Below are 12598 nucleotides of genomic sequence, written 5' to 3'. Positions count from 1 at the left end.
CGGAAGGAGAACTCGCGTGGGAATCTTCGGCGGCCCGCACCTGGTGCGCATCCTGGGGCCCCTCTCCATCAACGGCGCGGTCATCGCCTGCCCGCAGTGCCGCGACAACGGCACGGGCCACGGGCACACCATCAGCGCGACCGCCAAGGACGGACTGGCCACCATCACCTGCCGCAACGGCCACCAGTTCACCGCGAACGGCTTGCAGGCCCGCACCGTGACCCACATGCCCCGGCGGGGCCGGTTCGAGCTGCGGCTGGGCGACACCACGATCGGCGGAATCGCCGCCAGGCCGGGAAAGGCCAAGCCGGACGCCGGGGCGAAGCCCTCGCGCACCCTCACCCCGAAGGGCGGCGGTGCCGGCGGGGGTGGCGGCAGGTCGAGCGGGGGTGGCCGTGGCGGCCTGGGTCTGACCGGGCTCCTGGCCGCCGGACTCGGCACCGCAACCGCCGGGCTCAACACGGTCTCCACGCTCGGACGGGCCGTCAGCGACACCACCAAGCTGCTCAACAACGGCGTCGGCGTGGTCCGCGACGGCACCAGCATGCTGGCCAAGGCCCAAGTGGCCGGCTACCACGAGGCCGCGGACGCCCGGGCCGAGGCCGCCGCCGCCCTCCAGCGTGAGCACGATAAGGAGATCGGGGCCGCCGAGCGCGCCGAGCGCGCGGCCGAGCGCAAGCACGAGAAGGCCGTGCTCGGCGCCCAGACGCGCAACGCCGCCGCGCAGCGCACGCACGAGGCGGGCATGCAGGCTGCCCAGGCCCCGGCGAGCCCGCAGGCCGCCCGGCGCCGGGCCCTGGACCGCACCGGCGGCTCGGCCAGCACCCGCGCGGCCCTGCGGCGGGGATAGCGACACATAATGCAGACTCGGAGTCGGCATACACTGGACATGCCGACTCCGAGTCTGCATTATTGGTGGTGCGGGGCCACAACCCCGACAGCCATCGTCCGGCGGGTTCGACCAACCAAGGAGCACACACCGTGTCCCTGAGTAACAACGAGGCTCTAGACCTCACCCACATCCGCACCGAGAACGGCAGCACCACCCTTGTTACCACCCGCGCCGCGCTGGACGAGATCGAAGCCGGAATGATGCGCCCCACCAAGCGCCTCGTCCGCCAGATGTCCGCCGTCCGCTCGTCTGCCAACATCGAGTACCGCGACGGCCGCAAGGTGGACATCCGCCCGGCCACGCCGGACGAGATCGCCGCGCTGACCGCCCTGAAGCAGCCGGAGCCCACCCCCGCGCCGACGCCGCAGTGGCGCACCCTCAAGGGCTACAAGACGGGCGACACCGTCACCCGCTGGGACGGCGACCGCAAGAGCGGCCCCATCGGCGAACCGACCGAGGTCATCCTCCGCATGTACAGCGGGTGCTGGTACGCCACCTACCCCAACGGCCGCGAGCGCTTCATCGGCGGCAGCGCGTCGAAGCACTGGGTCTCGTGACTCGGTCCTGCGGCCATGGCGATTGCGGACCCGACGACCCATGGTGCGCCACCAGTGCCGAGGCGGATGCCGCCCTCGCGCAGTGGCGCACCGCCCGGCGCACCGGGCTCGCGTTGGTGCCGAAGTCGTGCAAGTTCTGCACGGCGAAAGCGGTGACCGGGTGCCGGATTTGCCAGGCCGATCTGTGTGCCGACTGCCGGATCGACCACCACCACGAGGGCTACGACCCCGACGCCAGCCGCCGTTGACGTCAATGCGGCGGCCCGGAACCCCCGGGGCGGTCGGCGAGCTTGCCGGCAGAGGCGACCGCCCCGGGTGCACCCACCAGCTCCGAGCGGAGCGGGAGGGCACCACCATCCTCCCAGCCACCAAGGAGCAGCAGTGACCACCCGCCCGAACCAGCAGACCAGACAAGCGGGCCGCGAGCAGATCGCAGCCCTCAAGGCGGCCCGCGACCAGATCCACCAGGACGCGGAGAAGGCCAAGGCCGAAGCGGACAAGGTGATGTGGCAGGCGATCGGCCAGCTCATCCAGGACGGCCATGCCATCCAGAGCGACGCCGCCGCCGCCACCGGATTCTCGCGCGACCACGTCGCCAAGCGGATCGCCCTCTACCGCAAGCAGTGACCACACCGCCGCCCCGCGGACCACCGCGGGGCGGCCCATCCCCCCCAAGGAGCGCTGATCATGCCCAAGTTCCAGGCGAAGCAGGCGGTGCGCATCGTCGCCTGCGCGGACAACCCCAAGGTGGTCGGAGAGATCGGATACATCGTGGACGAGGCCGAGCCGGGCCCGCTGACCGACTACCGCTGGACCGTCAGGTTCGGCCGCTTCTTCACCGGCCCGGTGCTGTGCAGCTCCGACGAGCTGGCCCCCGCCGACAGCTGACCGGGTACAGCGACCCAGCTCACACCCCGGCTGCCCAATCCTGGGCAGCCTCCCCCGCCGCCGTGCAGCACGATCCCCCTGCAACCCCTCGGAGAGGACCAGCAATGACGCACACCGCCGAGTACGAGCCCGACGTCCAGGTCGAGTCCTTCGGCTTCCTGCACGGCCCCGTACCCGAGGCCCACCTCGTCATCGACCTGCGCCAGCACTTCAAGGACCCGCACGTCAACCCGGAGCTGCGCCACAAGACCGCGCGCGACTTCGAGGTCCGCGAGGCCGTGCTCGCCACCCCCGGCATCAACGCCCTGCTCGACTCGCTGGCCGGTGCGGTGGAGGCCTTCAAGGCCGGGCCGATGGGCAGCGTGCCGCTGCGCGTCGCCATCGGCTGCGCCGGCGGGCGGCACCGCGCGGCCACCGTCGCGGAGACCCTGGCCGCGCGGCTGTCCGAGGTCCACCACCTGGTCGTCACGCTCAACCACCGCGACATCGACCAGAAGGTCGTGGAGCGGGACCAGCACGGCCGCCACCTCGGCCAGCCCGGCCGCATCGTCGCCTGAGACCCGCATCACTCCACTTGCGTCCAGCCCTGGACATACCGAGTCGGCTGCCTGCGCGACGCTCGACCCGGGCTCCCCCAGCCGGTGGGACTCGGAAATTCCGAGTCCCACCCCCATCCAAGAGGAGATTCACCACCATGGCCGACCAGACAGGCAGCAGCCTCCCGGACCGCGTGGTGACCGGCGCCGTCGTTCACCACGGAGCCACCGGTGTCGGCCTCGGCGGCGACCTGGAACACCTCGCCCCGGCCGCCGCAGCCGCCCTGCGACTGCTGGCCGACGCGATCCGCAAGGGCGCCGATCACTGCGACGTTGTCGAGGCCATCAAGTCCGCCGGCATCGCCGAAGCGTTCGCCGACGTCTTCGACGCGGCTGCCGACAAGGAGTTGGGCTCCCTCCCCGACGACGACCCGTTCGACTTCGACATCCGCCTGGCCGCCGACAACCTCAGCGCGGCGGCCAGTGACATCCGCCGCGCCATCTCCCCCTGGATCTGACCGACCCCACCGCGGGCGGGGCGGCCCACCTTCCACAGCCAGCCGCCCCGCCCCACTCCCCGAAGAGGAGCACCCCATCATGCAGCACACCACCACCGGCACGGCCGCCCGCTCCATCGAGCGGCTGGCGCTCTTCGGCGCCCTGCTCTCCGCCTTCGGCGAGGTGCACCCGTTCTGTGACCACTGGGTCCAGGGGTCCGTCACGGCTCGGTGCAAGCGCCTGTACGGCGACCACCAGGTCTACTTCGACGGCGTGGCGGTCGGCGAGGAGACCGGCGACCGCACCGGCCAGCGGACCATGGCCGCCAGCACCCGGGGCCGCCTCGCCGTCGCCTCCCATGTCGCCAGCTACACCGTCGTCCAGACCGCCGCGGCCGTGGGCATCACCCGCGCCTTCGGCTACCGCATCCCCGCCCCGGCCCTGCTGGTCGGCGTGGCGGTCAACGCCGGGACGCACGCCGCGCTCGACCGCGGCGCGTTCTTCCTGTGGCTCGCGGGCAAGGTCGGCAAGGGCGGCTACATCGAGCACTGCCAGGCCCTGCGGCTGGACGAGGAGGACAACCTGCGCAAGGAGGCGAACGGCCCCGGCACCGCGTGGATCGAGCTGGACGCCGCGCTGCACCGGGTGATCGGCGTCGGCGCCGCCGCCCTCACCACCTGGCTCGCCACCCGCCGCCGCACCCGCCGGTGACGCACAGCCGCATCCGCCCGACCCTCCACAACACCCCGGCCCCGACCAGCGCAACTACCGACCCGACAGCCAGCCCCGGGCGGGGCGGCCCACCTTCCACAGTCAGTCGCCCCGCCCCACTCCCCGAAGAGGAGCACCCCATCATGCAGCACACCACCAACGTCCCCGCCAACCTGCGCGACTGGACCGTGAGCTGGCCGGAGTACGCGCCGGTGGACATCACACCGGAGGAGCTGCTGGCTCAGGCGCTCGACCGGGAGGTTCCGTTCTGGGCCGAGGGGGCGGTCACCCCGGACGCCGTGACCGACTGGGCCCAGCGCCAGGCCGCCGCGCTGGTGCCGTTCCAGCTCGACGACCGGGGCTGGCCTCTGCACCCCGCCGGCCGCACCGGCCGCACCGGCCGCAACCTCGGCAAGTGGGGGGAAAACCAGGCCGCCGACCCCATCGTGATCGCGGGCACCGGCTCGGACCGGCGGATCCTGCTGATCACCCGGGACGACATCGGGGTGGAGGCGATCCCCGGCGGGATGGTGGACGACGGCGAGCCCGCCCCGGCCGCGCTGGTGCGCGAGCTGCGCGAGGAGACCGGAGTGGACCTGAGCGACCACAAGCCGATCATCCTGGGCCGGGACCTGGTGGACGACTGGCGCCAGACCGACCACGCCTGGGTGGCCTCCACCAGCGCCCTGTACATCCTGCCCGCCACCGTCACCGCGACGGCCGCCGACGACGCCCTGGACGCCAACTGGTACCCGGCGGGCTCCATGGCCGCCCTGGAGACCGCCATCGCCGCCGCCGGCCGCACCCTGTACGCCGCCCACCGGCCCCTGATCGCCCGCGCCCTCGCCCACCCCGCCCAGCAGTAACCCGGCAGCCCGGACGGTACGGCCGCCCAGCTGCGGCCGTACCGCCCGGCCAGCCATATCACCACCATTTCAAGGCTTTTGCCTCGATTGTCGCAGCAGCCTGATACACCGACATCGACACGGCGCCGAGAGGAGTGACCATGGCGAACACCTCCACCAGCAAGGCCCTCGAACGGATCGTTACCCAGGTCCAGCGCACCCCGGGCTGGACCGTCACCCGCCAGCGCGGCGGCAGCGGCGTGACCGTCCTTGCCCCCGGCGGCGATCTGCTCCACTTCAACTCCCGCGGCAGGGGCGGCCGGAAGCTCGACAACGTCGAAGCCGAGCTGCGCCGGGCGGGCTGGCAGCCGGACGCCGCCGAGAGCGCCCGAGCCCAGATCGCCCGCCAGCGGATCCGAGACGACCGAGCCCGGGCCGACAGCGCCATCGAGACCGCCCAGCGCGAGGGGCAGCGCCGCGCCCACGCCACCGCACTGCAACAGGCCCACGCCGAACTCGAAGGGGCCTCGGCCCAGGTGCGCGGCGCCGAGCTGAATCTGGCCGCCGCCCAGCGCCGATGCACCGCGGCGAAGGCCCGCATCGCCAAACTGGAGAGCGAGCGGCCGGCGTGACCGCGCGACCGCACGACCACCCGCTCTGGGGCTCGCCCTCCGCCGCGCAGCTCGACCCGAAGCGCCTGCCGGCCGGAGACTCCTGGACCTACGGTTGTCCACGCTGCTACCTGCCGACCCAGGGAGGCCGGGGCGGACTGGCCGCCCACCTCGCCACCGTCCACGGCGGCGAGAGCGCCCCGACCACGCGGTTCACGCTCGACTAGCCCGACCATCGACACCACCCCGAACCCGAACCGACAAGGAGGGAACCGCCTTGACCACCGACCACCGCACCCGAGCCCTGGAACTGCTGCCCACCGCCAGCGGCGAGGTGAACGCCGTCGTGCACGCCGTGCTCTACCTCGGCGACCAGTTCGCCACCCTGGTCGAGCAGATGCAGGCCGACGCCACCACGACCAACGCGAACAACGACCAGTACGCGCAGCAGGCCGCCGAGCGCGAGCGCGCCGAGCAGGAGCGCCGGGCGCTGCGGGCCCGGGCTCTGGACGTGCTGCGCGGCGCCAAGGGCGGCGCCACCGACCGCCAGTTCGCCGCTCTGCTGGACGAGGCCGGGATCACCACCGACTGGGAGACCCGGCAGGACTGGCTGGGCGAGTGGCACCGCGGAGACCAGATTCGCACCGTCCGCAGCACCGACCCGCTGGTCTTCCCGGTCCACCACCACGCCGCCAACGTCCCCGACGACCTGTAGCACTCCGGCTCCGTCGCCCATCCCGGCGCACGTAGTCGAGCGGGTGTCCCGCCCACCGCGAAGGGGGCACCCGCTCGGCCACGGCCGCCCGGCCGGCACCGAGACACCCCGAAGGAGAACCGTGCACTACACCCCCACGGACGAGCGCGTCTGGCAGCAGCAGGCCGCCAACGGCCTGCTCTCGCTGCTGAAGACCGCCTCGGACAACGAACTGCCCGTCATCCCGTGGACGGTCGGGCCCGGCCGCCTGCTGTTCGCCCGGATCGACGCGCCCGAGGGCCGCCGGCAGCTGTTCGAGTTGTGGGCGGCGGCCCTGCACCTCACCGACCGCCGGGAGACCGCCCCCGGCGACCGGATCACCCTGACCGCCTCCGGCGAGCTGGGCGGGATCACCGTGCGCATCATCACCGACATCTGGACGGAGGACGAGCAGCGTGCCTGACTCCCTGGAGACCCACCTCGGCTACCAGCGCCTCGACCACAAGCAGGACTGCAAGAAGCCCAGCTTCGAGATCGACCTGCGCCAGAGCAAGGGATACCGGGACTACCCGGCCAGCGGCCACGTCTGTACCGCCGGACAGCACGACGAAGACGGCTACGACTGCGACCACGCCAACACCTACTCCAAGACGACGATCCGGATCATCTGCCAGTCCTGCGAGCAGGCCTATGAGCTCCGCGGCGAGGACGTGACCCTCAGCTCCCGGTCCCCCCAGGACCTGGCCGTGGACCTGCACCCCAAGCGCACCGCCGGGCTCTACCTCTACGAGGGCCCGCGCCGCAACATCTACAACGGCCAGCCCGAGTGGATCCTGGTGGCCCACAACGAGGCCGGCGGCCGATGGCCGGTCGCCGAGGAGCACGTCGCCGGGATCATCTTCCCCAAGTCCGGCAAGCGCGGCGGCCTCAAATGGACCGCGAACGCCGGAATGCAGATCAACCCCACGAAGCCCCGCGGCGACTTCTTCCGGCACACCTGGGAGCGCTACGCCGACACCGAGTTCCCGACCCCGGCCGCCGCCGCGAAGTGGATCGGGGCCGTCGGCGCCGAGCTCTACGCCCAGCGGATTGCCGCCCAGAAGGAGAACGAGAAGTGACGAACACACCCACCCCAGCCCACGCCTACGCCGGAGCACCCGACCCCGTCGGCGAGGCCGCCCTCGTCCTCGACTACGCGGGCCGACTCCTGCGGGACGACCTCTCGCAGCCCGAGCACCGCGAATACCTGCTCCGCCACGCAGCCCTGACGGACCGCACTCACCTCCTGGCGATCGACACCGGCCAGGCCGACACCATGCTCGGCAAGCTGCGCAGCACCGCGGTCGCCGCCGCACGCGAGCTGGTCCGCTTCGACCTGAGGCACGGCACCGACCGCGGCCGGCACGCCATCGGTTCCCCACTGTGGGGGACCGACGACGACGTGACCGCCTACGTCCGCGCCGAGTACCTGATCTGGCGGAACTCGGGACCTGCCGAGCGGGCCGGCGCGGACATCCGCCGGTACACCACCCTCGGCGACGACCTGATCGTCATGCAGAACCGCCTCAACCGGGGTGAGGAGGTGCCGCTGGACGAGCGGTTCGACCTCGCCCGGCGCAAGGTCGCCATCTTCGTGGAGATCGAGGGCACCTGGGGCGGCGTCACCGCCGAGTCCGTCAGCAATGCCAAGGCGGAGCTCGCCGCCCTGGAGCGCACCGCCGCCGACAGCACCCAGTCGAAGGAGCCGCCGCAGTGAGCCGCCGCGACCCCGACATCCCCCGCGAGGTGCCCGGGCAGCAGCCCGGCGCCCAGCCCGTTGACGTCCGCCTGATGGGCGAGGACGGGGCCGTCCGGCGCCTGGTCGCCGCCCTGGCCGTGACCGGCCTGTGCGGCCCCGCGTCCTACCGCCCGATGCGCGACAGTACCGGCACCCGCGCCTACCTGACCGTCATCGTCCCCGCCGAGGAGAACCCGAAGTGACCGACATCGACACCGTGTACAGCGACACCGCCACCGAGGCGTACACCACCGAGTGGGCCGGGGAGAGGTTCCGCATCGATCCGATCCCCGCCGGCTTCGCCGGGATCCACCTCCTCGCCACGCTGGTCGGCATCGACGCGCCGCAGAACCCGAGCACCGCGTCGGACCAGATCGCGCGGGCCTCCACCGACTCCTCGCGCCAGCCGCAGCAGCGCATCCTCCTCCGCCAGGCCGCCACCGAGCTCAAGAACTCGCTGTGGATCGACATGGATGGTGTGACAGCGGCCCGCGAACTGCTGGTGCGGGCCTGGAAGGTGGCACCGGGCGCGTGGGGCTTCACCAGCTCGCCGGGCGGGCAGGCCCAGTGCTGCTTGTGCGGGGAGACCTCGCCGGACCTGCGCACGGACACCGCCAGGCCCTACGCCGACGTGGACGCCCTCAAGGCCTGGTACGGCGGGCATGCCGACGCGTGCGTGCCGCTGCCGCGCCCCGACTGCCGGGAGTGCATCTGCGGTGGTTGCAAGGCCGGACCCTCGCCGATCCACTCGTGCAACCGGTGCACCTGCTACGACGATCACGAGTAGCCTCAGCCGAGACGAGAGGAGACCGACATGACCGCGCAGCCGATCCACAGCAGCGAGCCGTTCATCCCCCCGATGAAGACCTTCGGCGAGCTGCGCGAGGCGCTGGCGATCTGGGGACTGCCCGGCGACCTGGAGCGGTTCAACGCCGAGCTGGACGACGTGGACCTGGACGACATCACCAAGGTCCGCGAGATCACGCAGGCCTACCGGCACCGGGTGATCCTGCGCCAGACCCCCGAGGCCATGGCCGCCCTGACCGTGCCGACCGACGACTTCGAGGCCCAGCTGCGCCGCAAGCTCGAAGAGGTGGGCGGGTGACCCACGCCTGGTACGGAGACGGTGCCGAGAAGGCGCGAGTCGAGCTCACCCGGTCCGAGCGGGCCGCGGTCGAGGACGTACGGGCCTCGCTGGAGCTCGACCCCCGCCAGGGCCGCCCGCTCCCGGACGCGGGGCCCGGCTCGGAGACGTACGCGGTCGAGCTGCTGCCCGAGGTCACGCAGGGCCGCGGCATCTCGGTGATCTACAGGTACTCCCGCGAGCTCGATGCCTGCCTGATCATCTGGCTGCTGGCCGGACCCTGATCCGGCCGGACACGACGAAGGACCCCCGCCAGGCAAATTGGCGGGGGTCCTTCGTCGTTCGCCAGGATATTCGATCAGCTGCCGCCCCGGTCGGGTGCACTGCCGTGTGCACCCGATCCGCGGGGTGGGGTCGCGTCAGGCGCTGGCGTCGCTGAACGTGGCGGCGGGTACCTCCGCCTCCCCGGCCTGCCCGGGGAGTGACACCTGGACGTCGTTGCCGCCCGGAGTGCCGGCACCCTCCGCTGCCGCCTCGCCGGCAGCCTTCGCCGCGCGCTCCTTCTCGGCGGCCTCCCGGGAGAGCCGTCGCTGCTCGGCCCGCTCGGCGGCGGCCTTCGCATCGGCGGCCTTCTTGTCGATGGCCGCCTGGGCCTTCTTGCGGGCCGCGGCGAGGCCCTTGGCGCTCTGCGCGAGCAGGTCGGCCAGGGCATCCAGCTGGGCCGTCACATCCTCCGGCGCGGCCGTGATGGCCCGCCGAAGGGCGTCCGCATCCGTGAAGGTGGCGTTCTTGGCGAGGAGGCTGGTGCTCACCGCGTGGATGCGCTTGGCGGCGGCGTGCGTGGGCACCGGAAGAGCGGACTCTGAATTTCCGAGTTCCTTCCGGTCGGTCAGGAATCCGAGCTCCCGGGCGGTCTGTTGCAGCGCGGCCTGGGTCGGCCGGGGGCGCTTGCTGTTCTTGGCCGCGGCGGTCGTGACCAGCTGCTTGGCGGCCTCGGGGCCCTTCGCCGCCAGGACGTCGACCACGGTCTTGCGGGCGGACGCGCGGATCAGCAGGTCCGTGATGGCGGCGCCCAGCGGCTCCAGCAGCCGGATCCTGCGCGAGTCGTTGATGAGCTCGAAGACGTAGGTGTCGTCAATGCTCAGCCGGTCGGCCGCCCAGGTTGCGAAGTTGGCGTACCCGGCTTCGAGGTGGAGCTCGTTCGCCTGCGCGTACTCCAGCAGGATGCCCTTGTTGAGGTTGACGTAGCTCTCGACGTGCCGGTGTCCGGCGTCGATCTCCTCCAGCAGCGACTCGATGTGGCGCAGCTGGTCCTTCTTGCTCGCGATGCCTTCGAAGTCCTGCGGGGTGACGACCCGCCGGTTGACGAAGAAGCCTGTCCCGCCCTGGGGCTCGGCGGCCGGGGCCGGGGCTGCGGTAGCTTTCGCCGGCACTCCGGCCTTCGCGGCACCAGCGGGGGCCGCGGCCTTCTTCGCCGCTGCTCCGCCCTGGAGCTCGGCCGGCACGGCCGGATCGACCGCGGCGTCCGGCGCCTTGCGCAGTCGGCTGGCGCCCTTTTGAACGAAGTTGTTGCCCATGCTTCTCCTAGGAGTTCAGGGAGGCGGTGAGGATACGGTCGTAGGCGGCCACGACCGCCAGGCCGTGATCACTGGTGCTCGAAGTGATGGGCAGGCAGGCGAACCGTGCCTCCCGACGCTCTTGATACTCGGGGATCGTCAGGTCTTCCCGGTAGTAGTCCGGGTACGTGTCGGCCAGGTACTTGGCGATCTCGGCGGCCAGCCGTCGCGGGTACTTCGACGGCGGCACGATCGAGGGGACGATCGCTACCACCCGCAGACCCGGGTTGAACGTGTCCTGCACGAGCTTGATGGTGGCCATGGCCTCATCAGTACCGATCCGTCCGTCCTCGTCCAGAGTCGCGGGGATGACCACGTCGGTTGCGGCCACCAGACCGGCCGAGACGAGCTTGCCGCCAGCGCGCGGGGGCAGGTCCAGCACCCCGAGGTCGTCCTCCTCGATGACGCCCTCAAACGACAGACGAAGGCGCATCTCCAGACCCGTCGTCGCGTCCGTCTCGCGGTGCGCAAGCGACCGGTCGGCAGGGATCATGTAGAGCCCCGACCAGGCCTCGGGTGCGGCGATCAGAGCCTCTGCCGCGAGACCGCGCGGGCTGACGGGATTGCGCGTGTCGTTGAACAGCAGGTCGTTCATCGTGAAGGCGGGCTCGGTGATGCCGACCTCGGCGGTGAACGTCCCGCGCGGATCGAGGTCCCCGGCGAGCACGCGCCGCACCTTCTTGTGCCGGCGCGCCACAGCGGCCAGGCCCGCTGCGAGGGCGCTCTTGCCCACGCCGCCCTTCTCGCTGTACGACGCGATGACTCTCTTCTTCTTTGCCGTCATGTCCGGGCCTCTCGCCATGCCGCTGTCCTTTGCACAGAGGGCAGAGTATCGGGAGTGCTGGTTGCCGCCATCGGCCGGAACAAGGTGTCACCTGGGAGGAGCGCCAACTTCTCGACGCACGCGAGATGGCCCTGACGTTCGCCCTGTGGGCAGGGCAAAACCTGGCCGCACTGATGAACTACGACGGCGACCGGATCAGGTCCTACACGGACGCGCGCACCCGAGAGCGATCGCGGCGGGCTCAGTTCTAATCACTGGCGCGGCCAGGCCAGAGGGCGGCGACTCCTCTCGGAGTTGCCGCCCCCCCGTGCGGTCTCGGCCCTGCCGGCAGGCGCGCGCCAACCTTTTCGGTCGAAAAGGTTGGCTGACAGTGCCGCTCGATGCGGGCTGCTCGTTGGGCCTGCGTGGATGGTGATCTGTTCGGCCGCATCGAGGTGCACCAGGGGCTCGGGTCTGGGCCGCTCGGGTGTGAGGGCTGTGCGCTGACCCTGCAAATGTTCGAGTTGCTGGCCGGCGCGGGCCCGGGAGTGTCGGCGGTGCCGGGTGCTTGCCCGGACTGCGGTCAGCTCTTCTCGGAGACGGCGGCTCTGGTGGGCGTGCCCGCCCTCGTCGACCTGCCGCCGCTGGCCGGTGGCGACGGCGGGTGGCTGAGCGCGGTGCGCTCCGCTACCGCACCCTGGCCAGCGCCTCGGATGCGCTGGACCATCCCCAGGTCGAGGGCCTGAGCCGCCAGCCCGCCACCGGGGCCGTGGCCGGCCCCGCCGTCGGTCCGTCGCCTCACCGGCCGGGCCGTGGCCGGCCCGGCCTGGCCCCCGCCCACGTCATCGGTGGGTGGCTGAGCACGTCGGCAGCCGTGCGGGCGAGCCATGCGCCCAGTTGCCAGGCCTCCAGGGTGGCCGGGGTCCTTCCGCCTGGGTGTACGGGCCGAGTGCCCCCTGGTCGGTGCTGTCCAAAATGTTCTCCCTTGGACGCCGGTCGGTACGGTTGCCTGATGACTCCTCAGCCGCCGTCGCGCCGTCCGCTCCACGTCCGTCCCACCGGCGGGGAGGAGCCGGTGCCCGAAGCAGAGGTGCGGGGGCGCCGGGCGCTGCCAGCGGAGGTGCTG

Annotated in this window: 20 protein-coding genes; 18 read left to right on the top strand and 2 right to left on the bottom strand. The window is 71.9% G+C overall.

Going from position 1 to position 12598, the window contains the following annotated elements:
- The first annotated feature begins 16 nt into the window (after positions 1-16).
- The 18 genes from KV557_RS24715 to KV557_RS24630 all read left to right on the top strand — a co-directional run bounded on the left by KV557_RS24715 (position 17) and on the right by KV557_RS24630 (position 9377).
- Positions 17-850: a hypothetical protein gene (locus KV557_RS24715; protein WP_218203665.1), complete on the top strand. Its 834-nt coding sequence runs from the start codon at positions 17-19 to the stop codon at positions 848-850.
- Positions 851-981: 131 nt separating this feature from the next.
- Positions 982-1449 (top strand): hypothetical protein, encoded by a 468-nt coding sequence (locus KV557_RS24710; RefSeq protein ID WP_218203664.1) that lies wholly within the window; start codon positions 982-984, stop codon positions 1447-1449.
- Between the two features lie 381 nt (positions 1450-1830).
- The gene (locus KV557_RS24705) at positions 1831-2076 is read left to right on the top strand and encodes a hypothetical protein (RefSeq protein ID WP_218203663.1); all 246 of its coding nucleotides are present in this window, start codon (positions 1831-1833) and stop codon (positions 2074-2076) included.
- A gap of 60 nt (positions 2077-2136) precedes the next feature.
- Positions 2137-2337, top strand: coding sequence for a hypothetical protein (locus tag KV557_RS24700; RefSeq protein ID WP_218203662.1), 201 nt, complete (start codon positions 2137-2139; stop codon positions 2335-2337).
- Positions 2338-2441: 104 nt separating this feature from the next.
- A complete protein-coding gene (locus KV557_RS24695) occupies positions 2442-2894 on the top strand; it encodes a RapZ C-terminal domain-containing protein (RefSeq protein WP_218203661.1) in 453 nt (150 codons plus the stop codon).
- Positions 2895-3031: 137 nt separating this feature from the next.
- Positions 3032-3391: a hypothetical protein gene (locus KV557_RS24690; RefSeq protein ID WP_218203660.1), complete on the top strand. Its 360-nt coding sequence runs from the start codon at positions 3032-3034 to the stop codon at positions 3389-3391.
- Between the two features lie 79 nt (positions 3392-3470).
- Positions 3471-4082 carry a hypothetical protein gene (locus KV557_RS24685; protein ID WP_218203659.1) on the top strand — a complete coding sequence of 204 codons (612 nt, stop codon included), beginning with the start codon at positions 3471-3473 and terminating at the stop codon, positions 4080-4082.
- A gap of 143 nt (positions 4083-4225) precedes the next feature.
- Positions 4226-4948 carry an NUDIX domain-containing protein gene (locus KV557_RS24680; protein WP_218203658.1) on the top strand — a complete coding sequence of 241 codons (723 nt, stop codon included), beginning with the start codon at positions 4226-4228 and terminating at the stop codon, positions 4946-4948.
- A 140-nt stretch (positions 4949-5088) separates the two neighbouring features.
- A complete protein-coding gene (locus KV557_RS24675) occupies positions 5089-5559 on the top strand; it encodes a hypothetical protein (RefSeq protein ID WP_218203657.1) in 471 nt (156 codons plus the stop codon).
- Positions 5556-5765 carry a hypothetical protein gene (locus KV557_RS24670; protein ID WP_218203719.1) on the top strand — a complete coding sequence of 70 codons (210 nt, stop codon included), beginning with the start codon at positions 5556-5558 and terminating at the stop codon, positions 5763-5765. Before KV557_RS24675 ends, KV557_RS24670 begins: the two co-directional genes overlap by 4 nt.
- 50 nt (positions 5766-5815) lie before the next feature.
- Positions 5816-6253, top strand: a complete 438-nt coding sequence (locus KV557_RS24665; protein ID WP_218203656.1) for a hypothetical protein — start codon at positions 5816-5818, stop codon at positions 6251-6253.
- 121 nt (positions 6254-6374) lie between these two features.
- Positions 6375-6695 (top strand): hypothetical protein, encoded by a 321-nt coding sequence (locus KV557_RS24660; protein ID WP_218203655.1) that lies wholly within the window; start codon positions 6375-6377, stop codon positions 6693-6695.
- Positions 6688-7350: a hypothetical protein gene (locus tag KV557_RS24655; protein WP_218203654.1), complete on the top strand. Its 663-nt coding sequence runs from the start codon at positions 6688-6690 to the stop codon at positions 7348-7350. The genes KV557_RS24660 and KV557_RS24655 overlap by 8 nt, the downstream gene beginning before the upstream one ends.
- Entirely contained in the window at positions 7347-7988 is a 642-nt protein-coding gene (locus tag KV557_RS24650) for a hypothetical protein (protein ID WP_218203653.1), read from the top strand. The genes KV557_RS24655 and KV557_RS24650 overlap by 4 nt, the downstream gene beginning before the upstream one ends.
- A complete protein-coding gene (locus KV557_RS24645; RefSeq protein ID WP_218203652.1) occupies positions 7985-8212 on the top strand; it encodes a hypothetical protein in 228 nt (75 codons plus the stop codon). The genes KV557_RS24650 and KV557_RS24645 overlap by 4 nt, the downstream gene beginning before the upstream one ends.
- Positions 8209-8796 carry a hypothetical protein gene (locus tag KV557_RS24640; RefSeq protein WP_218203651.1) on the top strand — a complete coding sequence of 196 codons (588 nt, stop codon included), beginning with the start codon at positions 8209-8211 and terminating at the stop codon, positions 8794-8796. Before KV557_RS24645 ends, KV557_RS24640 begins: the two co-directional genes overlap by 4 nt.
- A gap of 27 nt (positions 8797-8823) precedes the next feature.
- A complete protein-coding gene (locus KV557_RS24635) occupies positions 8824-9114 on the top strand; it encodes a hypothetical protein (protein WP_218203650.1) in 291 nt (96 codons plus the stop codon).
- On the top strand, positions 9111-9377 hold the full coding sequence (locus KV557_RS24630; protein ID WP_218203649.1) for a hypothetical protein: 267 nt from the start codon (positions 9111-9113) through the stop codon (positions 9375-9377). Before KV557_RS24635 ends, KV557_RS24630 begins: the two co-directional genes overlap by 4 nt.
- Before the next feature lie 135 nt (positions 9378-9512).
- Here the strand turns inward: KV557_RS24630 and KV557_RS24625 are convergent, their stop codons facing one another.
- Positions 9513-10670: a hypothetical protein gene (locus KV557_RS24625; protein ID WP_218203648.1), complete on the bottom strand. Its 1158-nt coding sequence runs from the start codon at positions 10668-10670 to the stop codon at positions 9513-9515.
- A 7-nt stretch (positions 10671-10677) separates the two neighbouring features.
- Positions 10678-11511, bottom strand: coding sequence for a ParA family protein (locus tag KV557_RS24620; protein WP_218203647.1), 834 nt, complete (start codon positions 11509-11511; stop codon positions 10678-10680).
- Positions 11512-12598 lie beyond the last annotated feature (1087 nt).

Origin of the sequence: Kitasatospora aureofaciens (assembly GCF_019192735.1) — a bacterium.
Lineage (GTDB): Bacteria > Actinomycetota > Actinomycetes > Streptomycetales > Streptomycetaceae > Kitasatospora > Kitasatospora aureofaciens_A.
The sequence above is the reverse complement of the archived record's forward strand: the minus strand, read 5'-3'. Positions and strand labels throughout refer to the sequence as shown.